The organism is Herbaspirillum sp. 1173 (assembly GCF_031455335.1).
Lineage (GTDB): Bacteria > Pseudomonadota > Gammaproteobacteria > Burkholderiales > Burkholderiaceae_D > Herbaspirillum > Herbaspirillum huttiense.
Map to the genome: position 1 here is coordinate 156,536 of NZ_JAVDSP010000004.1, position 20,781 is coordinate 177,316.

Here is a 20,781-nt window from a genome sequence, read left to right on the forward strand (position 1 = left end):
TCGCCTCATGCATCGGGCCAGGCGCGCTGCAGGATGGCTTCCTGCGCCGCCAGGCTGGTGCCGCCGAGGGTACCGTAGACACGTCCGCCATCGCCGTCGGCGCGGCTGGCCAGGAAGGCATCGGCCGATCCGCCCGGGGCATGGCACGCCATCAGCATGCCCTGCAGGGCCAGCACCAGTTGCTGTACCAGACGCCGGGCACAGGCTTCCCGTTCTTCCTCTGCTGCCGACAGCATCTGCTTGAGTGAGCGCACCCGCTGCGCCAGCGCAGGATGGGTGCTGGCCGCATCGTCCAGTGCCATCAGCAGTTGCGCGAAGCCTTCGGTCTCGCGGCTGATGGCACGCAGCACGTCCAGGCACATCACATTGCCCGAGCCTTCCCAGATCGAATTGACCGGCGCTTCGCGATAGAGCCGCGCCATCGGACCGGTTTCCACGTAGCCGTTGCCGCCCCAGACTTCCATGCATTCACCGGTGAATTCCAGCGCGCGCTTGCAGATCCAGAACTTGGCGGCGGGCGTGACGATGCGCTTCCACGCGCGTTGCAAGGGATCATCGGGCGCATCGAAGGCATGCGCCACGCGCAGCATCAGCAGGGTGGCGGCCTCGCTCTCCAGCGCCAGGTCGGCCAGTACGGCGCGCATGATGGGCTGTTCGGCCAGCCGGCGGCCGAAGGCACTGCGGTGGCGCGCATGGTGGATGGCCTGCACCAGGGCCTGCCGCATCAGCGCGGCGCTGCCGATGATGCAATCCAGGCGCGTGTGGTTGGCCATCTCGATGATGGTCGGAATGCCGCGCCCATCCTCGCCGACCATGATGCCCATGGCTTCCTCGAATTCCACTTCGCTGCTGCTGTTGGAGCGGTTGCCGAGCTTGTCCTTGAGGCGCTGTATCAGGATGGGATTGCGCGTGCCATCCGGCAGCCAGCGCGGCACGAAGAAACAGGACAGGCCGTTCTCGGTGCGCGCCAGCATCAGGTGCGCATCGCACATCGGTGCCGAGAAGAACCACTTGTGACCGGAGAGCAGGTAAGCCTTGCCGCGCCCGTCTTCCAGCGGATCGGCCGGCATGGCGATGGAGGCATTGCTGCGCACGTCGGAACCCCCCTGTTTTTCGGTCATGCCCATGCCGATCAGGATGGAGCGCTTCTGCGTGATCGGCAGGTCGCGCCCGTCGTGCTCGCGCGAGAAGAGGCGGCTGCGCAATTGTTCGAACAGCGCCGGTTCCTGCTGCAGCACCGGGATGGCGGCGAAGGTCATGGTGGTCGGGCAGAGCGAACCGGCTTCGATCTGCGCATGCAGGAAGTAGCCGGCGGCGCGCGCGGCGTGGGCACCATCGCCCGGCTGCATCCACGGCAGCGCATGCAGGCCGGCGCGGCGCAGCTGTTCCAGCAGCGTATGCCAGGCCGGGTGGAATTCCACCACGTCGATGCGATGGCCGGTGCGGTCATGCGTGTGCAGCACCGGCGTGTGCGTGTTGGCCAGCGCGGCCAGTTCACGCATCTCGGCCCGGCCCAGCAGCTCGCCCTGGCTGGCCAGGGTGCAGTCGTGCCAGTGTGCGCCTTCGCGCTGCACCGCTTCGCTCAGGGCGAGGTCACTGCGGTAGAGGTTGTAGTCGCACAGGTCGGGGACCTGATTGGTGATGTCATGGGTGTGCATGTCGTCTCCATGGTTGCGCAGCCGCTTGCCGATGAGTACGCCCTGTTGGAGTTGTGATGGGACGTGTTCACTACCGTTCACTACAGTGTAGGGCATCGTCGATGGGCAGGCAGGGCAACATTCCTTTAAATGATTTGGCTATATCCTTATAAGCATCTTGTTAGGCCGCGCCGCCGGCACATGCGGTGGAGTCATATTAGAATGCCCCTTTCGACCAAAGATCGCCCCGTGCCTGCGCACGGCTGCGCAAGGAAGCCAAGCAGATGTCTTATCCGACCATCGAATCCACCATCGGCAATACTCCGCTGATCCAGCTGCCGCGCATCGGCGGCGAAGAAGCCAAGCGCCGCAACAACCTCATCCTCGGCAAGCTCGAAGGCAACAATCCTGCCGGTTCGGTCAAGGACCGTGCCGCCTACTCGATGATCACCCGCGCCGAAGCGCGCGGCCAGATCAAGCCCGGCGATACCCTCATCGAAGCCACCAGCGGCAATACCGGCATCGCCCTGGCGATGGTGGCGGCCATGCGCGGCTACAAGATGGTGTTGCTGATGCCGGAAAATCTTTCCGAAGAACGTCGCCAGAGCATGGCCGCCTATGGGGCGAAGATCGTGCTGACACCCAAGAGCGGCGGCATGGAATACGCCCGCGACCTGGCCGAGCAGATGCAGAAGAACGGCGAAGGCCTGATCCTCGACCAGTTCGCCAATGCCGACAATCCGCTGGCGCACTATGAGACCACCGGTCCGGAAATCTGGCGCGACACCAAGGGCAGCATCACCCACTTCGTCAGCGCCATGGGCACCACCGGCACTATCATGGGCGTGTCGCAGTACCTCAAGGAACAGAATGCCCAGGTGCAGATCGTGGGCGCGCAGCCGGAAGAGGGCTCGTCCATTCCCGGCATCCGCAAGTGGCCGGAAGCCTACCTGCCCAAGATCTTTGACCGCTCCCGCGTGGACCAGGTGGAATCCGTCAGCCAGGCCGATGCCGAAAACATGGCGCGCAAGCTGGCCGTGACGGAAGGCCTGTTCTGCGGCATCTCCGCCGCAGGGGCCTGTGAAGTTGCGGTGCGCCTGTCGCATCAGCTGGAGAATGCGACCATCGTCTTCATCGTGTGCGATCGCGGGGATCGTTATCTGTCCACTGGGGTGTTCCCGGCTTGAGGCGGTGAAGGCAGTGCGTGGTCCGCAGCAGCGGACGCGCACGATGCGCACAACAGGATGCAATGAAAAACGGAGCCGATGGCTCCGTTTTTTTATATGGTCGGGTGCAAGGAAAACTTAGTTTTTTTCGTACGGAAACTAAGTTTTTCCTGAAGCTCTGCCTCAGCAACAGCACCGCAGGGGCAATGCTGCCGGACAGAAGCGGATTACTCGGGGGTGCCGCCAGTCGGTGCCGGTGCGCCGGGCGCTGCACCTGGCTTCGGCTTGAACTGCTTGTCGCTGATGCGGAATTTTTCGCGGCGGTCGCCCATCAGTTCGCGCAGTTCGCGGATCGACAGTTCGCTCACCTCGTGCATGCGGATCAGCAGCGATGCGCCCACTGGCAGGCGACGGTGACGGATCTTGCTGATCACCGGCGGTGCCACTTCCAGCGCACGCGACAGGGCGGCATCATTCTTCAGATGCAGCTTTTCGATCAGCGCATCGAGCAGATGGTTGGGATCGTAGTTGACGTGATCGGTGATCGAGTTGGATTCAGCAGTATCGTGGGTATTCATGATCGGGACGTTCCATTATGCAGATGTTTGTGGAAGGCATTGCGCCTATGCATTAATTGTTTGTAAAACTGCAAAACGCGACTGACGTTATCCGAGAAGGCGTTGCCTCTTTCTGCAAGATATCGAAAGCCCTATCAAAGAACGGCTTCAAAACAACACGGTTCAAGTTCTCTGTTCTCTGACCTAGTGCGCCTGAAGCAGCAGCACAACAATAATTCTATGTCTATATAGAAATAATTGCACATTTTTCATGCAGTCAGAAAATTCTATTCCACAATAGTTGCAGAAACTCATTTTCGAATTTGTAACAGATATTAACAGGATTTTTTGCGCAGTTGCTATTGTTGTTCTTTTGATACGACAAATGGAAGCATATTCCAGCCACTTAGCCCCAGATTGCGCAAGGTAGCCATGTTTTTCTCAAAGATGGCGGCCGCGTCGGGGTAGGCAGCCACCGCCCGGTCGATGCTGCTTTCTCGCAACAGATGGAGGATGGGAAAAGGCGAGCGATTGCTGTAGTTCTCGATATCGTCCGGTCCCGTGTCGGCAAACTGGTAATCCGGATGGAAGCTGGCGATCTGCAATTCCCCGTCCAGCTCCATTCTTTCCAGCAGGCGATCGGCCCAGTCCAGGAAATCGTTGTACTCGTGAAAATCGGCTAATGCGAGCGGCAGGATGAAGAGGGTGGTGTCGACCTGTTCCGGGTCGGCTTTTGCCAGAAAGCTCAGTTCTTGTTCCAGCTCAACAGAAAGATCATTCCAATCCTGCTGCCGGCTGACGTGGTATCTGACCTGATTCTTCACATGCACGGACTTGGCAAATGGACAGAGATTCAGGCCGATCACGGCCTGCTCCAGCCAGGCGCGTGTCAGCGCCACGACAGCGTCGTCGCTCGGAGTTGTCAGGGAAGGGGCAGGGGAAGGTGAAGAAGTGCTCATACAGGCATTGTCGCACGGCCATGGCGGGGGCAGCCACGGTGACAGGCCACCGGCTTGATCTGTCCCATCACAAACGCCCACAGCCGCGCCAGATCGGCTATGCTTGCCAACCTTTGACGGTAGCCCGCCACGCCGGGCCGCCTTTCCCTTGCACGAACAGATTCCCATGGCGCTCAAATCCACCATCTTCAAGGCCGACCTGCAGATTTCCGATATGGATCGGCACTATTACCAGCAGCACGCACTGACCATCGCCCGCCATCCCTCCGAGACCGACGAGCGCATGATGATCCGCGTGCTGGCCTTCGCCCTCAATGCCAGCGAGGCGCTGGCCTTCGGCAAGGGCTTGTCCGATACCGACGAGCCGGACCTGTGGCAGAAGGACCTGACCGGTGCCATCGAAGTGTGGGTGGAAGTCGGCCAGCCGGATGACCGCGCCATCCTCAAGGCCTGTGGCCGTGCCGACAAGGTGCTGGTCTACAGCTACAGCAGCACCTCGCACATCTGGTGGGGCCAGACCGGCAGCCGCGTCGACCGCGCCAAGAACCTCAAGGTCATCAACATCCCGGCCGAAGCCAGCCAGGCCCTGGCGGCGCTGGCCCAGCGCACCATGCAGCTGCAATGCACGATCCAGGATGGACAGATCTGGCTCGGTGCCAATGAGAACATGGTGTTGATCGAGCCGGAAACGGTGAAGGACTTTGCCTGATACCTTGCCTGATACCTTGCCTGATGCAACGGGTCAGCAAGTAGCACGGCAGTCCCGGCAGAAAAAAACGCGTCCGAAAACTTAGTTTTCCGGACGCGTTTTTTTAATCTGCAGCAAGCAAAAACTTAGTTTTTTTCCAGCGCCTGCGCGCGTTGTTCCAGATGCCCCAGCAGTCGCTGCCCTTCTTCGGAATGGAACCAGTCGGCATGGCCGAGGAAGTAGGTGTCATAAGCCAGCGAGGCATTCTGCGGCGACTGCGTGACGCCGTGGAAATAATCCAGCTCGGCCAGTGCGAACTCGGCATGCACCAGCGGCAGCAATGCCGCCAGGGCGCGCATCTGGCGTGCCGTCAGGGGTAAGGTGGTGGCATAGCCATCGAGCATCGCATCCAGCAGATCCAGATGCACCAGCTGCACGGCACGCTGCGGAATGGCCAGCCACTCGACGATGTTGCGCTCGATCGCCGTGGCCAGGTCGTGCAGGGCGCAGGTGCGGTCACACAAACCGAAATCGAGCACGGTCTGCACCTGCGCTTCAGGCGTGGCATCGCTCCACAGCAGGTTGGAGGCGTGCCAGTCATTGTGCGTCCACAGCGGGACGAATTCATCCAGATAGGGCTTGAGCGCGGCGTGCCAGGGCAGCAGGTGCTGTGCCACTTCGCCGCGCCACGGACGGTTTTCCAGATAGTCGGCAATGGCCGGGCGCTGCTCGATGTAATGCTGCAGCGGACGGACCGGATCTTCCTGCGAGAAGATGGTGAAGCTCGACACCAGCGGGCGCGCCGGCCGTGCCGGCGCATCGTAACCTGCCGAGGCCAGGTGCAGGCGGGCCAGCATCTGTCCCGCTGAGCGGGCATGGGTGCAACTGGTGAAGGGCGTCCACGACATCGCCTCGCGATACAGGTCGACCCCCGGCGCCAGCGGGAAGACCTCATAGGTCCAGTACTCATCGGCCAGTGCCGTCGCGCCCTCACGGGTGGCCAGCGCGCTGCTGACCGGCAGCCCGCGCGCCTGCAGGTGGGCGACGAAGCGATGTTCTTCGGCCAGCGCCGCCACATCGCGCACGCGCGCATGATGGCGCTTGACGATGATGGGCCCGCTCTCGGTCTGCATCACGCAGGCCGCCGAGAACGGGCGCGGGCTGTGCCACTCCAGTCGCAGCGGCTGGCCCACGTCGGGATAGTGGCGCAGCACGCGCGCCACCTCGGCCGAGGTCAGCGCGGGCCAGTCGGAGATGACCGGCTCCACTCCCATGCCGTGGCTGATGACGCGGGTGAGATGATGGGAAGCGGCGTCCATGGTGACTCAGCAGGGCGGCAGATCAGAAATCATATTGCAGCGACAGCCGCGCAGTACGCGGCGCGCCGAGGTGCACGTAGCCGTCGCCCAGGTACTGGCCGGCATCCTTCCAGTAACGCTTGTCGAAGACGTTGTCGAGGTTGGCGCGCAAGGTGGCGGTGTGGCCGCTGATGCGCAGCTTGTAGCGCAGGCCGGCATTGAACACATGCACCGCCGGCAGACTCACGCTGCCGTCGCGGGTAGCGGGCTTGCTGGCGCTGTAGAGCCAGCTGCCCATCAGGTTCACGCCTTCCACGCCCGGCAGGGCATAGTCGGCATGGACGCTGCTGCGCAGGCGCGGTACGTTGACCACTTGCTGGCCATCGTAGGCAGCAGTGCCGGTATCGCTGGCGCGCGCGCGGGTGGCCGTCACGCTGGCACCGACGGCCAGGCGCGGGGTGAGCTTGCCGCTGGCACCGAGTTCGAGGCCGGTGTTGGTTTGCTGGCCTTGCTGGACATAGGTGAAGCCGCTGCTGCTGTTGTCCGGTTGCTGGTACTCGTAGGCCTTGCGAATGCGGAATACGGCAGCGGTCAGCGCCATGTCCGGCGAGACGTCATATTTCACGCCGGCTTCCAGTTGACGTGCCACGGAGGGCGGCAGCGTGGTCGGGAAGTTGCTGACCCAGAAGGGCGCAGACGTGCCCAGCGTCAGCGTCTCGGCATAGCTGCCGTAGAGCGAGACGTTCTGCATCGGCTTGAAGATCAAAGCCAGTTGCGGCAGGAACAGATTGCGCGAAGTCGCACGGGTGACGCTGCCGTCCGAAGCGAAGGCCTGCTCGTTGAGCCACACCTGTCGGCCCCCGGCAATGGCTTGCCAGCGCTCGGAGAATTGCAGGCGGTCGCTGAAGAACAGGGCCTTCTGGCGGCTGTCCAGATTGCGATACGCCGGGCCGGGGACATCGGTGGCCGGCGTCAGTGCCGCCGTGCCGCTGTATATGTTGCCACTGCCGACCAGCACGCTGATGCCATCCGATTTATCCACCACCCGGCGCGACATGGCCACGCCCATGGTCAGCTCATGCTTGAGCCAGCCCGTCGCGAACTTGCCGATCATGACCGCCTGCGCTTCATCGTTGCGGCGTTCGTCATTGGGCACGCGATAGTCATACACATCGAAATCGCCGTTGGCCGCAAAGGTCGAGGATGCCCCGCCACCGCTGCCATAAGGGAAGGCCAGGTAATCATCGATGACGGCCCGGCTGCGGCCCGCCTGCACGTAACCATGCCAGTTGGCATTGAAATCGGTATCCACCCGCAGGCGATAGTTCAGCGAGCTGTCACGCACCGGCTGCGCCCACGATTGCGGCGTCAGCATGGTCCTGGGCGAGACGCCCGAGGGCAGCGTGGTGCCGCCCAGCAGCTGGTACCCGGCCACCGAGTGCTGGGCCTTCTGCTGGTATTCGGCATCGAACTGCACCAGCGTCTTCGACGACAGCGCCCAGGTCGCCGAGAGCGAAGCGAAGTCACGCCAGCCATCGCCATTGTTGACGTAGGAGTGGATGTCTTCATGCGCGGCATTGATGCGCAGGCCGAACTGTTTCTGTTCACCGAAGAGCGTGCCCAGGTCGGTGGCCAGATAGCGCGATCCATAGGAGTCGGTCCCCAGCGTGATCGAACGCACATCGGCCGGACGCTTGGTCACGTAGTTGACGATGCCGCCCGCGCTGCTCACACCGGCCTGCAGGCCGGCCACCCCCTTGAGGAATTCGACGCGCTCCTTGTTCTCCAGCGCGATGGTCTGTTCGCCGGCCACGGTGAGTCCGTCGATGCGATAGGCGCTGGCCGGGTCCAGCGTGATGCCGCGAATGCTGAAGTTTTCGTAGTAACCGACCGGCGCATAGTTCTCGTTGATGGACGCATCGTTCTTGACCACATCCGAGAGCAGGCGCGATTGCTGGTCCTGAATCTGCGCGGCAGTGACCACCGCCACCGAGGCCGGCGTATCGATCAGTGGCGCATCGTCGAAACCGGCCACGCCCGCCGAGCGCACGCGGCTGGCGTCGCGGCCGGTACCGCTGGCGGTGACGTTGACCGTGGGCAGGGACTCGCCCTTGTCGTCGGCGGCGTCAGCCGCACGGGCGATGGCCGGCAGGCCGAGCGAGGTGCCGGCCAGCGTCAGCATGAGCGTGGAGGCCAGGGGTGCAATGCGTTTCATCGTGGTTCTATCGTGGAAAGAAAGGAGCAGGAGCACGCAGTGCGCGCTCCCTCATCAACAGTGCCATCAAGGGTGAATCCGGGTGGGCGAGACGGCAGGTCAGCGGTTGCGTGCCGCCGCGACCGCACGGCCAAGATCGGCCACCGACATCGCATAGAAGTAGCTGCGATTGTACTGCGTGATGGCGTAGAAGTTGTTGGTGGCCACCCAGTACTCGGTCGGGCCGGTGCCGTTCTGCAGGTCGACCAGGCCATAGCGCAGGCCGGCCGGCAGGGCGGACGTGGAGATGCCGGCCGCTTGCAGTTCCTCGATGGTGTACTTGGCTTCCAGGCCCTGGTTGAGCATGGCTTCCCACTGGCGGTTGTCATTCGAGACCGTGACCGGGAAGGCCACCGGTTCGCCGCGCTGCCAGCCGTGCACGGCCAGGTAGTGGGCCACGCTGCCAATGGCGTCCACCGGCGAATTGCGCAGGTCGATCTTGCCATCGCCATCGAAGTCCACCGCGTATTCGCGGATGCTGCCCGGCATGAACTGCGGCCAGCCGATGGCCCCGGCATAGGAACCGCGCAAGGACATCGGATCGATGCCGGCCTCGCGCGCCAGCAGCAGGGTGTTTTCCAGCTCGCCCCGGAAGAAGGCCATGCGCGCATCACGGTTGGGGGTGTTGGGGTAGTCGAAGGCCAGCGTGGTCAGCACATCCATCACGCGGAAGTTGCCGGTGTTGCGGCCGTAGACGGTTTCCACGCCGATGATGCCGACGATGATGTCCATGGGCACGCCGTATTGCGCCTCGGCGCGGGCCAGGGCCACACCGTAGGTGTTCCAGAAATCGACGCCGGCATTGATGCGCACCGGTTCCACGAAGCGCGCGCGGTAGGCCGCCCAGTTCTTGGGCTTGGTGCTGGGGGCCGGCTTGATGAGCTGGATGGCGCTGTCCACGTAGCGGGTCCGGGCGAAGAGGGCGTTGAGATCGCTGCGCTGGAACTGGTTGCGGTCGGCCATCTCGTCCATGAAGCGGGCGACATCCTTCCACTCGTTGAAGTTGACGAACTCGCCCTGGTCATCAGCGGCCACTTTCTTCTTGGCCTGCGGCTTGGCTTTCTTCTCTGCTGCCTTCTTGTCTTTGTTGTCCACCGCCTTTTTCTGGGTTTTCTTTTCCACAGGCTTGCCGTCCTGCGCCTGCACGGTCATCGGCAAGGCACACAGTGTGGAGATCAGCAGGGTGGAGGCGAGGGCGGTCAGGCGAGGCAGGGAGATGGGCATGAGCAGGATGAGCAGCAGGGGAGGCCAGACAAGCGTGCAAGTATACCGCATCGGCCGCCGCGCCCTGCGCTGGTGCATGATGCCGACGCGGCTTTGACCACGATAGGCGACAGCCAATGTACACTAGTCCGAGGAGACAACCCGGCCAGCCTGGTGTTTGCCGGGTGGCAATATCATCGCAACAAGATCGCAACGAGATTGCAACAAGAGCAAGAATGACTACCGCCATCTATACGCACGCCGATTGCCAGCGCCATGAAATGGGTGACTGGCACCCTGAGACGCCCGCTCGTCTCGAGGCGATCGAAGACCAGCTGATCCTGAGCCGCATCGATCAGTTCCTCGACCGCCGCGAAGCCCCGCTGGCCGATCCGGCCGAACTGGAGCGCGTGCATACTGCCGCCGCCGTCGATTACGTGCGCGAGCACAGCCATGCCCTGAGCCTGTCGGGGCAGTCGTATCACTCCGTCGATGGCGACACGCTGCTCAACAAGCACAGCTGGAAAGCCGCCCTGCGCGCGGCCGGCGCGGCGGTGGCCGCAACCGATGCGGTGCTGGCCGGCGAACTGGACAATGCCTTCTGCGCAGTGCGTCCGCCGGGCCATCACGCCACGCCCGCCAAGGCCATGGGCTTCTGCCTGTTCAACAACGTGGCGGTGGCGGCGCGGCATGCCATCGATGTGCACGGGCTGGAACGGGTGGCGGTGATCGATTTCGACGTGCATCACGGCAATGGCACCGAAGACATCTTTGCCCATGATCCCCGGGTGCTGATGGTGAGTTTCTTCCAGCACCCCTTCTATCCCTTCTCGGGCGACGGGCCGACCGAATCGCACATCGTCAACGTGCCGGTGCCGGCCTATTCCGATGGCAGTGCGGTGCGCCAGCTGGTGACCGAGAAATGGCTGCCGGCGCTGCATGCGCACCAGCCGCAGATGATCTTCATCTCGGCCGGTTTCGATGCCCACCGCGAGGATGACATGGGCCAGATGGGCCTGGTGGAAGCCGATTACGCCTGGATGACGCGGCAGATCATGAAGATCGCCGACCAGTACGCCAAGGGTCGCATCGTCAGTTGCCTGGAGGGCGGCTACAACCTCTCTGCGCTGGGGCGCAGTGTGGTGGCTCACCTGAAGGTGCTGGCCGACCTGGAATGAGAGTTAGGTTTTCCACAGGCGTTTTTAAGTAATGGCGCGATAAAAACTAAGGTTTTTGTCGCGCCTTGTTTTTATGCACAGGGGGCAGTTTGTCCGCCGCCCGCTGCATGCTTCCTCAAACCTCTGCAGGCGCATTTGCCTCATGGGCCTCATGGGTCTTATGGGCCTCATAGGCCGCAATGATCGCATCGGCCACCGCCCGCACCCGTGCCGTGCGGTTCAGGTCGCTGTGCAGTACCAGCCACATGTCGTAAGGCACGGCCCGCTGCGGCCAGATGCGCACCAGGCCGCTGGCCTTGTCGCCCACATGCGTGGGCAGTTCGCCGATGCCGAAACCCGCCTGCAGGCTGTCGACCATGACCAGCCCGGTACTCACTTCCATGGCCACGTTGGCGTGGGCGATGGATTCGCCGCAGATCTGCTCGGACTTGCTGGGCGAGACGCTGCGCGGATAGATCACCACGTCATGTCCCTTCAGGCCGGTGCCGGGGTCGGGCAGGCCGCGCTTTTTCACATAGGCTTTCGAGGCATACATGCCGGTATGCAGCCGTTTCAGATGGCGCGCGATCAGGTCCGGCGCATCCGGGCGCACGGTACGCACGGCGATGTCGGCCTCGCGCTTGGTGAGGTTGGTGAGCTGGGTGGAGGTCGAGAGCACCACGCGGATTTTCGGATGCTCCTGGTGCAGCCGGTGCAACGCCGGTAACAGAAAATGGCGCGCCGTGATGTCGGTGGCCGCCAGCCGTACCACGCCGCACAGGCGTTCATCCATGCCCTGCATCTGGCGTTGCAGCTGTTCCGCGCCTTGCTCCATCTGCGTAGCGGCAGCAGCCGCCATCTCGCCCGCCGGGGTCGGCACATAGCCACTGGGCGTGCGCAGGAACAGGCGCGCACCCAGCGAGCTTTCCAGTGCGGCCAGGCGGCGGCCTGCGGTGGCCTGGTCGATCTCCAGATGTTCGGCGGCCCCGCGCAAGGTGCCTACGCGATAGATGGCCAGGAAGATGCGGGCGTTGTCCCAATCCATGATGTGCCTTTGCTGCAAGAGGGGATTCAGTGAAGACGTGATGCAAATTTGCATCAGCGCGCTGATTTTATACCTCTTTATTGCATCACCGCCCAAGCCTAGAATCTGCCCCATTCAACCCCGCCCCGGTCTTCTCCGGTCGCGGGATTGCGGTTCTCCCTCGCACCCTGCGTGCAGAAAGTCCTGTTGCCATGTCTTCCACACAATGCCCTCGTGCGCCAGCCTCGGTGCTGGCACCTCCCCTTGCCGATGCCGCGCCGCATGCCGGCACGCTGCCGCTGGTGGCCTTGGCCATCGGTTTCGTCATGGCCATGCTGGATGTGACGGTGGTCAACGTCGGGCTGTCCAATATCTCCAGCAGCCTGGATGCGCCCTTGTCGATGCTGGTGTGGATCGTCGATGGCTATACGCTGACCTTCGCCTCCATGCTGCTGGTGGGCGGCGCGCTGGCCGACCGCTTCGGTGCGCGGCGCCTTTATCTGACCGGGCTGTTCCTGTTCGTAGTGGCCTCGCTGCTGTGCGGGGCTGCACCCAATGGGCCCTTCCTGATCGCGGCACGCCTGCTGCAGGGTTTGGGCGCGGCCTTCTTCATGCCCAGTTCGCTGAGCCTGCTCACGCACGTGTATGAGGATGACCGCGTGCGTGCCCGCATGCTGGGCGTCTGGTCGGCCACCGTCGGCCTGGCCGCTGCTGCCGGGCCGCTGCTGGGCGGGGTGCTGATCCACTGGCTGGGCTGGCGCAGCGTGTTCCTCATCAACGTGCCGGTCGGTCTTCTGGGTTTGCTGATGGCGCGCAAGCTCATTCCCCAAGTTGCCGGACACGCCCGTGCGCTGCATCTGTTCAGCCACCTGGCCGGGGTGGTGATGCTGGCCGGGATTTCCTTCGTGCTGATCCAGGGGCCGGTGTATGGCTGGGCTTCTCCGCGCATCCTGGCGGCGCTGGCAGTGGCGGTGCTGGCCGCCGTGGCGCTGGTGCGCCATGAACTGCGCGGCATTGCGCCGCTGTTGCCCAAGGCGCTGTTTGCCACGCCGCAGTTTGCGGCGGCCAATGGCATTGGCTTTCTCATCAACTTCGGCGTCTATGGCAACCTGTTCTACCTGGCGCTGTTCCTGCAGCAGGGACGCGGCGCGGATGCCCTGCAGACCGGGCTGCAACTGGTACCGATGATGGCCGTGGTCTTCTTCGGCAACCTGATGTCAGGCCGCATGGCTGCGCACTGGGGGCCGCGCGTGCCGCTGCTGCTGGGCCTCTCGGTGGGGACCGTCTTTACCGCCGTGGCCATGAGTTTCCGTCCCGAGACGCCGTACTGGCTGCTGGCCCTGGTATGCGCGGCGGCCAACCTGGGCATCAGTACCGCCATTCCTTCCATGACCACGGTGGTCATGCAGGTGGCCGGCAAGGCCCACGCCAACAGTGCGGCGGCGGCGCTCAATGCCAATCGCCAGATCGGTGCCCTGGTCGGCGTGGCCCTGATGGGCGCGATCCTGCACAGCGTGGCGGGCTGGAGCCTGCGCAATCCGCTGGCGTTCGGCGTGATGGCGCTGGCTTATGGCGTCGCCCTGTGGCTGGTGTGGCGCTTCGTGGGTGTTGTCAAGGAGCAATGGGTGACGCGCCGCGCGTGAGCGCGGGTGTTGTTCCCCGTCCAACGGCCTGCCCCGACTTGTGCGCGGCAGGCCGTTTTCTTGGGGATTTGTTAGGGATTGGCGGGGCAGGGCCGTAAAATAGCGCCTTCAACGAAATACGCATCAGAAAGAAGCTCCGCATGTCCATCCAATGGTTCCCCGGTCACATGAACTCCGCCCGCCGCAAGGCCGCGGAGAGCATGGAAAAAGTCGATATGGTCATCGAAGTGGTCGATGCCCGCCTGCCGCAGGCCAGCTGCAATCCCATGATCGAGCAGTTGCGCAATGCGCGCCAGCGTCCTTGCCTGAAGATCCTCAACAAGACCGACATGGCCGATCCGGTGGCCACCCAAGCCTGGATCGACTACTACAACAGCCAGAAGGGCGTCACGGCCGTGGCCCTGTCCTGCAAGAAGCCGTCCGATGTGGCGCGCGTGCCCAAGCTGGCGATTCAGGTGGCACCGCATCGCGGCACTGCCCTGAAACCGCTGCGCATGATGATCATGGGCATCCCCAACGTGGGCAAGTCGACCCTGATGAATGCGCTGCTGAAAAAGCGCGTGGCCGCCGTCGGCGATGAACCGGCCGTGACCAAGACCCAGCAGCGTCTCTACCTGGGCAACAACATGGTGCTCACCGATACCCCCGGCATGCTCTGGCCCAAGATCGAGCATCCCAGCGATGGCCTGATGCTGGCGGCCAGCCATGCGGTGGGCAGCAATGCGCTGATCGAAGAGGAAGTGGCGACCTTCCTGGCTGACCTGCTGCTGCAGCGCTATCCGCAGTTGCTCAAGGCGCGTTATGGCTTCAATACCGAAGGCATGGACGGCGTAGCCGTGGTGGAGGGCGTGGCGGCCAAGCGTGGCTTCCGCCTCAAGGGCGGCGAATACGATTTCGAGAAGGCCGCGCACACCTTCCTGCAGGATTACCGCAGCGGCGCACTGGGCCGCATCTCGCTGGAAACGCCGCAGTCGCGTGCCGAGCTGCTGGCGACCTATCAGTCCACCGACAATCCCGATGCCCTGCAGGCCGAGGATGACGAGGAAGACGACGAGGATTACGACTGGCGAGACGCTCCGGATCACCGGGGGCGTTGAATCTAAGTTTTGCTTTCCGGAAAACTTAGAAACCGGAGGTCAAAAACTAAGTTTTTGAGGGATTACCGGCAAGCGAAAAATTCCCGCCCAATGAAAAAGGCCAGCTCGATGAGCTGGCCTTTTCGTTGATGCAGGCAAGTCAGGCGTTGCGGATTACCAGGAGGTGATCACGGAACCCTTGTACTTTTCCAGCACGAACTTCTTCACTTCCGGGCTGTGGTAAGCCTTGACCAGCTTGGCGACCCAAGGCTTGTCCTTGTCGGCGATACGCACGGCGATGACGTTGGCGTAGGGACCGGTGGAGGCTTCCACGGCAATCGCATCCTTGGTCGGCGACAGGCCGGCCGATTCGGCGTAGTTGCCGTTGATGACGGCAGCATCGAAGTCATCCAGCGAACGCGGCAGCTGGGCGGCGTCCAGTTCGACGATCTTGATCTTCTTGGGGTTTTCCACGATGTCCAGCGGGGTTGCCTTCAGGCCGGCATCGGCTTTCAGCTTGATCACGCCCTTGGCTTGCAGCACCAGCAGGGCGCGGCCGCCGTTGGTCGGATCGTTGGGCACGCCCACGCGTGCACCTTGTTTCAGGTCGTTGAGCGACTTGATCTTCTTGGAGTACACGCCCATCGGGAAGGTGATGGTGCTGCCCACGCTCACGAACTTGTAGCCACGGTCCTTGATCTGCGCATCCAGGTAGGGCTGGTGCTGGTAGGAGTTGGCGTCCAGGTCGCCGGCGGCCAGCGCGGCGTTGGGCTGGATGTAGTCGGTGAATTCGATGACCTTCATCTGCACGCCGTCTTTTTCCAGCAGCTTCTTGACCTGTTCCATGATCTCGGCGTGCGGACCGGCGGTCACGCCCATCTTGATCTGGTCTTCGGCCATGGCGGGAGCACAGGCCAGGCCGGCGGCCAGGCCCAGGCCTGCGATGAATTGAATCAACTGACGACGCTTCATGACTTTCCTTTCGAGCTTTGAGGTGGGCAGCGGATAGCTGCCGTTTTTTTGTAGTGAATGCGCTCAGCGGTGGCTGAGCTTGCGGACCAGCAGGTCTCCCAGGGATTGCACCAGCTGGACGAACACGATCAGGATCAGCACCACGGCCAGCATCACTTCCGGCAGGAAGCGCTGGTAGCCGTAGCGGATGCCCAGGTCGCCCAGGCCGCCGCCACCGATGGCACCGGCCATGGCCGAATAACCGACCAGGCTGACGAAGGTGATCGTGAGACCGGCGACGATACCAGCAAATGCTTCAGGCACCAAGACCTTGTAAATGATTTGCCAGGTGGTCGCACCCATGGCTTGCGCCGCTTCCACCAGGCCGTGATCGACTTCGCGCAGGGCGGTCTCGACCAGGCGCGCAATGAAGGGCGCGGCGGCGATGGTCAGCGGGACGATGGCAGCGGCCGTGCCGATGGAGGTGCCCACGAAGAAGCGCGTCATCGGGATCACCGCCACCAGCAGGATGATGAAGGGCGTCGAGCGCACCGCATTGACCAGCAGGCCGGCGATGCGGTTGAAGGCGACGTTGGGCAGCACGCCCTTGGATTCGGTGATGTGCAGGGCGATGCCGAGCGGAATGCCGAGCAGTGAGCCGACCACGCCCGAGATCACCACCATCATCAGCGTCTCGCCGAAGGAGCTGACGAACAGATCGATCAGTTCAGATGACATGGTTGAGCTCCTCGACGACCACGCCCTGCTCGCGCAGGTATTGCATGGCCTGGTTGATGTTGTCCTGGGTACCGTTGGCGAGGATCGCCAGCGAACCGAATGCCTGGCCCTGGATCTCGTCGATCTGGCCGTGCAGGATGTTGAAATTCAGGTTGAAGCGGCGCACCGCTTCCGACAGGTGCGGCTGGTCCACATCGTTGCCGGTGAAGGCGAAGCGGAACAGGTGGTCGGTGCCCTGGCCGACGTCGGCACGCGCCAGGCGCTCGCGCAGGCGGGCCAGCACGCCCTTGGGCAGCTCGTGGGCGATGACGTCGCCGATCAGCGCGCGGGTGACTTCATGGCGCGGCTGGCGGAACACCTCCAGCACTTCGCCCTGTTCGATCACCTGGCCGGCTTCCATCACGGCCACGCGGTCGCAGATCTGCTTGATGACTTCCATCTGGTGCGTGATCAGCACGATGGTCAGGCCCAGCTCCTTGTTGATCTTGCGCAGCAGTTCGAGGATGGAGCGGGTGGTTTCCGGGTCCAGCGCCGAGGTGGCTTCGTCCGAGAGCAGGACCTTGGGATCGTTGGCCAGAGCGCGGGCAATGCCCACGCGCTGCTTCTGGCCGCCGGAAATCTGTGCCGGATAGCGGTCGCGCAGGGCGGTCAGGCCCACCAGCTCCAGCAAGGGTTCGACCTTGGCGGCGATCTCCGACTTGCTCTTGCCGGCCAGTTCCAGCGGCAGCGCGATGTTGTCGTAGACGCTGCGCGAGGAGAGCAGGTTGAAGTGCTGGAAGATCATGCCGATGCCACGGCGCGCTTCGCGAAGTTGGGAGGACGACAGCGAGGTCAGGTCCTGGCCATCGAGGACGATACGTCCGGAAGTGGGACGATTCAGCAGGTTCAGGGTGCGCACCAGGGTGCTCTTGCCCGCGCCGCTGCGGCCGATGATGCCGAAGATCTCGCCCTTGCGGATCGACAAATCGACATTGCGCACCGCTTCGACATTGCCGAACCGCTGGGTGACAGCTTGTATTTCGATCATGATGGAAAAGAAGAATGGCAGCGGGCCCCCGGGTGCCGACGCCAGCGCGGCATCGTGGGACGCTGCGGGCGGGTCAGGACCTCAGGTCTCCACTGCCATCAATATTTTTATAAGAAGGCGCTATTTTAAGGCGGCAAGGTTATATAGGGAAAATAAATTTTCGCCTATGCATATAACCGGCGCGTCTTAGCATGCGGCGGGAACCCGCGTGCAGAGCGGCTTTGCGGGGCGATTTTCGCAGGGGAGCCGGTCCGGGGGAGCAGCGCTTGACTCGATGTTGAGCGAGAAAGTTGTCGAATAAGTTTTGTCGTTCACCTCATTTTTTCACTGAATGCCGTCCGTGACGGTGCCAGGGCTTATCTTCCTGAATTTTTTGTCCGGCGTGCTGCAGCGCGCCGGATCCAGCCCCGGAATCCTCCCCATGTATGCCTTTCCTGTCACTGACCTGGCCGAGCGCCTCGACGCGCTGCTGGAGCTGGCCGATATCGATGAAGTCATCCTCACCCGAGCGGGTGCCGGCAACCTGGTGCTGGTGCGCGAACCGGTCTGGCGCGGAGTGCAGGAAGCCCTGCACCTGCTGGGCAACGATCTCAATGCCGAACGCCTGCTGTGCAGCCTGTTGCAGCTGCGCGCCGAACTGCTGCCGCTGAAGGAGCAGCCTTGACCCCGCTCTGGATGACCCCGCTGGCGCGCGAGGACCTGGCCTGGTGGCGTCGCCATGACCGCCGGGTTGCGCGTCAATTACTTCATTTGATGCGACGGCTAAGTGAAGGGGCTTGCATTCCATCGGCCCGCCGGGTGGCTTTGCCCCTGCGCTTGCCCGGACTTTACGCGGTGCGCGTGCAGGGTGAACACCGGCTCGTCATCGAGTTGGTGGCGGGCCGGCTGGTGATTCATCAGTGCCGGTTTCATTACTGATGGGTAACAAAATGCGCTGACCTCTATGCGCGACATGAGTGGCTAGAAAACTACAGAAAAGTCTTATAAAGCATATCAATTCAAGGAATGATTCATTTGAGAAATAAAAGTCGGTTTAGATTTGCCGTGACTTCTTGATGTTTCTTTCAGAAGCCTGGGTGGTGCCCTCGTCGCAAGGTGATGTCCGCCCTCCAATCAACAGCAATCAAACCACTACGGAGTACTCTATGAAAAAGTCCATCCTGGCCCTGGCCGTGCTGGCTGCCTTCGGCGGCGCGGCGCACGCGCAGAGCAGCGTGACCATCTACGGTGCGGTCGACGCCAGCCTGTCCTACACCAACAAGATCTCCACCGGCGGCAAGGATACGGGCGGCCAGATGGCGCTCGATTCCGGCCTGATGAAGGGTTCGCGCCTGGGCGTCAAGGGCGTGGAAGACCTGGGCGGCGGTATCAAGGCGCTGTTCACCATCGAGAACGGTTTCAGTGTCGATACCGGCGACGCCGGTCAGAAGGGCGTGCTGTGGGGCCGTCAGGCGACCGTGGGCCTGTCGGGCAACTTCGGTACGGTGCTGGCCGGTCGCCAGAAGGATGTGTTGGATGACGTGGGCAGCATTACCTCCCCGGGCGACTTCGGTGGCGTGGTCAGCCGTGTTCATTCGCTGAACCTGGATCGTACCAACGGCGAGCGCGTCAACAACTCCATCCGCTACAACACCCCGAACTTCAACGGTTTCACCGGTAGCGTCATCTATGGCTTCGGTGAGCAAGCCGGCAATACCGGTGCCGGGCAGTCCTTCGGCCTGGGCGGTACCTATGCCAACGGTCCGCTGAACATCGGTCTGGGCTACTTCCAGAGCAAGATGGGCGGCAAGTCCGCCAGCGATGTCAACGGCGCGGCAGCCTGCAACGGTGGCGGCAAGTACGGCGATACCTGCCTGAAGACCTGGACCCTGGCTGCTGCCTATCAGTTCGGCCCGGCGCGTGTGTATGGTTCGTATTCGCGCGTGAAGCTGCCGCTGACGGCAGCGCGTCGCAGCTTCGATCCGAAGTTCGACAGCTTTGCCGCCTGGACCGACCCGAACAAGAAGATCGAGCGCTACGACGCTGTCGAGAAGGGCGACTACACCATCGGCGGTGCCAACAACGAGTCGAGCCAGACGCTGGACCTGGGCGTGAACTATCGGATCTCGCCGTCGCTGTCTTTGATCAGCAGCCTGCAATACACCCGTGCCAAGTTTGTCCGCACCAGCGATGGCCGCATGGTGCAGATCAACCTGACCTGCGTCGATAATTTGTAGCCAGTCAGGCAGTGAGTCGGTTGTCGATCATATTCGATTCCAGCCAGGCTCGACGGACCGTAGCTGGAGGTTGGTACTGATGTGCGCTATGCGGCCTGCGCTCGTTGTAGAACTGACGCCATCTTTCAATCAGCACTTTTGCCTCTGCCCGACTGCGGAACCACTCTCGGTTAAGCAGTTCGTCACGCAGTTTGCCATTGAAGCTTTCTACGAATCCGTTCTGCCATGGACTGCCCGGCGCAATGAAGGCTGGGCCAACGGAGGCATCCCGCAGCCAGCGCATGACCTTGGCCGCTGTGAACTCGGCTCCATTGTCCGACCGAACGTAGGCCGGCTTTTAATGTTATGACGCTTGCACAGATCTACCGTCGCAATCTCCTTGCTCTCTGCTTCTCGCAAGATGCTGATGATCTGTTCGTCCGTAAATCGCTTCTTCATTGAGTTCTCCTTGGCGTTAGCATAAAGAACTCACTTATCCGGTGGCTACAAAATTCGTCGCAGGTCAAACCTGGGTGCCAAGTATGACCTGTCCAAGCGCACTTCTACCTATGCCGTCATCCGCAACCTGCGTACGTCCGACATGTACAGCGTTGGCCTGGCCAGCGACCGCGTACCGGGTAGTGATCGCAGTCAGACCGGCATCAACGCCGGCCTGATCCACACCTTCTAAGTTCTGGCATTGCATCGGGCTCGTGGGAGCCCGATGTTTTGGCCCGCATCTGCAAGTTATTACCCCATGTAGCTCATACATAGTTTCAGTTTCAAGAGTGCGATAAAATTCCGGATAAAGATTAGTCGCAAAATCAACTCTGTTTTGTGTGCATAGATGTGGCGGTGTAACGCGGTAATAAACGTTACACCACCGTATCTGCGGCTGGTTTGGGCCAAGTGTAAGTTTCATTGCCGGTCCTTTGTGTGCACGCTGCGGGAGCGGGAAAATGATTTCCGCACTTAACTGGTACTAAAGGGGAAACCGGATGAATATGGAAGAAACAATCGATATCTCGATTGCTATGCGGAAATTGCACCGATTGCAGCTTGAAGAAGGTGATCTCGGTGCAGCGTACTGGCTATCAATATCCGAACTACTTCAGAGAACTAGCGACTACCGCAATCGAGCAATCGCAGCAGAACGAAAACTGCAGAAAATTCGCGAACTTCTTGAATAGCGGCCGTTTAGCCCACTA

19 protein-coding genes and 2 pseudogenes are annotated in these 20,781 nt (G+C 62.2%); 9 read left to right on the forward strand and 12 right to left on the reverse strand.

Annotation, left to right across the window (positions count from 1 at the left end; genetic code table 11):
- Positions 1 to 5: 5 nt before the first annotated feature.
- The gene (locus tag J2X56_RS15405) at positions 6 to 1,658 is read right to left on the reverse strand and encodes an isovaleryl-CoA dehydrogenase (protein ID WP_310160731.1); all 1,653 of its coding nucleotides are present in this window, start codon (positions 1,656 to 1,658) and stop codon (positions 6 to 8) included.
- A gap of 263 nt (positions 1,659 to 1,921) precedes the next feature.
- Here J2X56_RS15405 and cysM point away from each other — a divergent pair, with 263 nt between their 5' ends.
- Complete coding sequence (cysM, locus tag J2X56_RS15410) at positions 1,922 to 2,824, forward strand: cysteine synthase CysM (protein ID WP_034338429.1); 903 nt, start codon at positions 1,922 to 1,924, stop codon at positions 2,822 to 2,824.
- A 206-nt stretch (positions 2,825 to 3,030) separates the two neighbouring features.
- Here the strand turns inward: cysM and J2X56_RS15415 are convergent, their stop codons facing one another.
- Complete coding sequence (locus tag J2X56_RS15415) at positions 3,031 to 3,381, reverse strand: hypothetical protein (RefSeq protein WP_088754773.1); 351 nt, start codon at positions 3,379 to 3,381, stop codon at positions 3,031 to 3,033.
- 338 nt (positions 3,382 to 3,719) lie between these two features.
- On the reverse strand, positions 3,720 to 4,319 hold the full coding sequence (locus J2X56_RS15420; protein ID WP_121044536.1) for a DUF1415 domain-containing protein: 600 nt from the start codon (positions 4,317 to 4,319) through the stop codon (positions 3,720 to 3,722).
- A 166-nt stretch (positions 4,320 to 4,485) separates the two neighbouring features.
- Between J2X56_RS15420 and J2X56_RS15425 the strand changes: the two genes are divergently transcribed.
- The gene (locus J2X56_RS15425; RefSeq protein ID WP_034333929.1) at positions 4,486 to 5,028 is read left to right on the forward strand and encodes a YaeQ family protein; all 543 of its coding nucleotides are present in this window, start codon (positions 4,486 to 4,488) and stop codon (positions 5,026 to 5,028) included.
- A 125-nt stretch (positions 5,029 to 5,153) separates the two neighbouring features.
- Here J2X56_RS15425 and J2X56_RS15430 read toward each other — a convergent pair whose 3' ends face one another.
- The 3 genes from J2X56_RS15430 to mltB form a co-directional block, all read right to left on the reverse strand.
- Positions 5,154 to 6,326 carry a phosphotransferase gene (locus J2X56_RS15430; protein WP_310160735.1) on the reverse strand — a complete coding sequence of 391 codons (1,173 nt, stop codon included), beginning with the start codon at positions 6,324 to 6,326 and terminating at the stop codon, positions 5,154 to 5,156.
- A 22-nt stretch (positions 6,327 to 6,348) separates the two neighbouring features.
- Positions 6,349 to 8,520, reverse strand: a complete 2,172-nt coding sequence (locus tag J2X56_RS15435; protein ID WP_310160737.1) for a TonB-dependent siderophore receptor — start codon at positions 8,518 to 8,520, stop codon at positions 6,349 to 6,351.
- A gap of 99 nt (positions 8,521 to 8,619) precedes the next feature.
- Positions 8,620 to 9,783 carry a lytic murein transglycosylase B gene (gene mltB, locus J2X56_RS15440; RefSeq protein ID WP_310160739.1) on the reverse strand — a complete coding sequence of 388 codons (1,164 nt, stop codon included), beginning with the start codon at positions 9,781 to 9,783 and terminating at the stop codon, positions 8,620 to 8,622.
- 215 nt (positions 9,784 to 9,998) lie between these two features.
- Here mltB and J2X56_RS15445 point away from each other — a divergent pair, with 215 nt between their 5' ends.
- Complete coding sequence (locus J2X56_RS15445; RefSeq protein WP_034333926.1) at positions 9,999 to 10,940, forward strand: histone deacetylase family protein; 942 nt, start codon at positions 9,999 to 10,001, stop codon at positions 10,938 to 10,940.
- A gap of 115 nt (positions 10,941 to 11,055) precedes the next feature.
- Here J2X56_RS15445 and J2X56_RS15450 read toward each other — a convergent pair whose 3' ends face one another.
- Positions 11,056 to 11,964 (reverse strand): LysR family transcriptional regulator, encoded by a 909-nt coding sequence (locus J2X56_RS15450; protein ID WP_134137258.1) that lies wholly within the window; start codon positions 11,962 to 11,964, stop codon positions 11,056 to 11,058.
- Between the two features lie 191 nt (positions 11,965 to 12,155).
- Between J2X56_RS15450 and J2X56_RS15455 the strand changes: the two genes are divergently transcribed.
- Both J2X56_RS15455 and ylqF read left to right on the forward strand, forming a co-directional pair.
- Positions 12,156 to 13,586, forward strand: coding sequence for an MFS transporter (locus J2X56_RS15455; RefSeq protein ID WP_310160743.1), 1,431 nt, complete (start codon positions 12,156 to 12,158; stop codon positions 13,584 to 13,586).
- A 140-nt stretch (positions 13,587 to 13,726) separates the two neighbouring features.
- Positions 13,727 to 14,683 (forward strand): ribosome biogenesis GTPase YlqF, encoded by a 957-nt coding sequence (gene ylqF / locus J2X56_RS15460; RefSeq protein ID WP_083859647.1) that lies wholly within the window; start codon positions 13,727 to 13,729, stop codon positions 14,681 to 14,683.
- Positions 14,684 to 14,836: 153 nt separating this feature from the next.
- Here ylqF and J2X56_RS15465 read toward each other — a convergent pair whose 3' ends face one another.
- From J2X56_RS15465 to J2X56_RS15475, 3 genes are all read right to left on the reverse strand, one after another.
- The gene (locus tag J2X56_RS15465; RefSeq protein WP_121044522.1) at positions 14,837 to 15,634 is read right to left on the reverse strand and encodes a MetQ/NlpA family ABC transporter substrate-binding protein; all 798 of its coding nucleotides are present in this window, start codon (positions 15,632 to 15,634) and stop codon (positions 14,837 to 14,839) included.
- 63 nt (positions 15,635 to 15,697) lie between these two features.
- Complete coding sequence (locus J2X56_RS15470; protein WP_034333917.1) at positions 15,698 to 16,351, reverse strand: methionine ABC transporter permease; 654 nt, start codon at positions 16,349 to 16,351, stop codon at positions 15,698 to 15,700.
- Entirely contained in the window at positions 16,341 to 17,378 is a 1,038-nt protein-coding gene (locus J2X56_RS15475; RefSeq protein WP_204724928.1) for a methionine ABC transporter ATP-binding protein, read from the reverse strand. The genes J2X56_RS15470 and J2X56_RS15475 overlap by 11 nt, the downstream gene beginning before the upstream one ends.
- Before the next feature lie 421 nt (positions 17,379 to 17,799).
- Here J2X56_RS15475 and J2X56_RS15480 point away from each other — a divergent pair, with 421 nt between their 5' ends.
- The 3 genes from J2X56_RS15480 to J2X56_RS15490 all read left to right on the forward strand — a co-directional run bounded on the left by J2X56_RS15480 (position 17,800) and on the right by J2X56_RS15490 (position 19,594).
- Positions 17,800 to 18,042, forward strand: a complete 243-nt coding sequence (locus tag J2X56_RS15480) for a type II toxin-antitoxin system Phd/YefM family antitoxin (RefSeq protein WP_310160747.1) — start codon at positions 17,800 to 17,802, stop codon at positions 18,040 to 18,042.
- Positions 18,039 to 18,296 carry a type II toxin-antitoxin system YoeB family toxin gene (locus J2X56_RS15485; protein ID WP_121044516.1) on the forward strand — a complete coding sequence of 86 codons (258 nt, stop codon included), beginning with the start codon at positions 18,039 to 18,041 and terminating at the stop codon, positions 18,294 to 18,296. The genes J2X56_RS15480 and J2X56_RS15485 overlap by 4 nt, the downstream gene beginning before the upstream one ends.
- Positions 18,297 to 18,523: 227 nt before the next feature.
- Entirely contained in the window at positions 18,524 to 19,594 is a 1,071-nt protein-coding gene (locus J2X56_RS15490; protein ID WP_310160750.1) for a porin, read from the forward strand.
- 4 nt (positions 19,595 to 19,598) lie between these two features.
- Here J2X56_RS15490 and J2X56_RS15495 read toward each other — a convergent pair.
- Together J2X56_RS15495 and J2X56_RS27045 are read right to left on the reverse strand one after the other, a co-directional pair.
- Positions 19,599 to 19,928: pseudogene (locus J2X56_RS15495) on the reverse strand (transposase); the annotation flags it as partial.
- 47 nt (positions 19,929 to 19,975) lie between these two features.
- Positions 19,976 to 20,032: pseudogene (locus tag J2X56_RS27045) on the reverse strand (hypothetical protein); the annotation flags it as partial.
- 539 nt (positions 20,033 to 20,571) lie between these two features.
- On the opposite strand from J2X56_RS27045, the gene J2X56_RS15500 reads away from it, so the two are divergent.
- A complete protein-coding gene (locus tag J2X56_RS15500) occupies positions 20,572 to 20,763 on the forward strand; it encodes a hypothetical protein (protein ID WP_310160752.1) in 192 nt (63 codons plus the stop codon).
- The last annotated feature ends 18 nt before the right edge of the window (positions 20,764 to 20,781 follow it).

What these genes read in the sequence shown, in the direction of transcription:
- J2X56_RS15405 (WP_310160731.1), bottom strand. Translation starts at nt 1,658, where the DNA reads ATGCACACCCATGACATCACCAATCAGGTCCCCGACCTGTGCGACTAC.
- cysM (WP_034338429.1), top strand. Translation starts at nt 1,922, where the DNA reads ATGTCTTATCCGACCATCGAATCCACCATCGGCAATACTCCGCTGATC.
- J2X56_RS15415 (WP_088754773.1), bottom strand. Translation starts at nt 3,381, where the DNA reads ATGAATACCCACGATACTGCTGAATCCAACTCGATCACCGATCACGTC.
- J2X56_RS15420 (WP_121044536.1), bottom strand. Translation starts at nt 4,319, where the DNA reads ATGAGCACTTCTTCACCTTCCCCTGCCCCTTCCCTGACAACTCCGAGC.
- J2X56_RS15425 (WP_034333929.1), top strand. Translation starts at nt 4,486, where the DNA reads ATGGCGCTCAAATCCACCATCTTCAAGGCCGACCTGCAGATTTCCGAT.
- J2X56_RS15430 (WP_310160735.1), bottom strand. Translation starts at nt 6,326, where the DNA reads ATGGACGCCGCTTCCCATCATCTCACCCGCGTCATCAGCCACGGCATG.
- J2X56_RS15435 (WP_310160737.1), bottom strand. Translation starts at nt 8,520, where the DNA reads ATGAAACGCATTGCACCCCTGGCCTCCACGCTCATGCTGACGCTGGCC.
- mltB (WP_310160739.1), bottom strand. Translation starts at nt 9,783, where the DNA reads ATGCCCATCTCCCTGCCTCGCCTGACCGCCCTCGCCTCCACCCTGCTG.
- J2X56_RS15445 (WP_034333926.1), top strand. Translation starts at nt 9,999, where the DNA reads ATGACTACCGCCATCTATACGCACGCCGATTGCCAGCGCCATGAAATG.
- J2X56_RS15450 (WP_134137258.1), bottom strand. Translation starts at nt 11,964, where the DNA reads ATGGATTGGGACAACGCCCGCATCTTCCTGGCCATCTATCGCGTAGGC.
- J2X56_RS15455 (WP_310160743.1), top strand. Translation starts at nt 12,156, where the DNA reads ATGTCTTCCACACAATGCCCTCGTGCGCCAGCCTCGGTGCTGGCACCT.
- ylqF (WP_083859647.1), top strand. Translation starts at nt 13,727, where the DNA reads ATGTCCATCCAATGGTTCCCCGGTCACATGAACTCCGCCCGCCGCAAG.
- J2X56_RS15465 (WP_121044522.1), bottom strand. Translation starts at nt 15,634, where the DNA reads ATGAAGCGTCGTCAGTTGATTCAATTCATCGCAGGCCTGGGCCTGGCC.
- J2X56_RS15470 (WP_034333917.1), bottom strand. Translation starts at nt 16,351, where the DNA reads ATGTCATCTGAACTGATCGATCTGTTCGTCAGCTCCTTCGGCGAGACG.
- J2X56_RS15475 (WP_204724928.1), bottom strand. Translation starts at nt 17,378, where the DNA reads ATGATCGAAATACAAGCTGTCACCCAGCGGTTCGGCAATGTCGAAGCG.
- J2X56_RS15480 (WP_310160747.1), top strand. Translation starts at nt 17,800, where the DNA reads ATGTATGCCTTTCCTGTCACTGACCTGGCCGAGCGCCTCGACGCGCTG.
- J2X56_RS15490 (WP_310160750.1), top strand. Translation starts at nt 18,524, where the DNA reads ATGAAAAAGTCCATCCTGGCCCTGGCCGTGCTGGCTGCCTTCGGCGGC.
- J2X56_RS15500 (WP_310160752.1), top strand. Translation starts at nt 20,572, where the DNA reads ATGAATATGGAAGAAACAATCGATATCTCGATTGCTATGCGGAAATTG.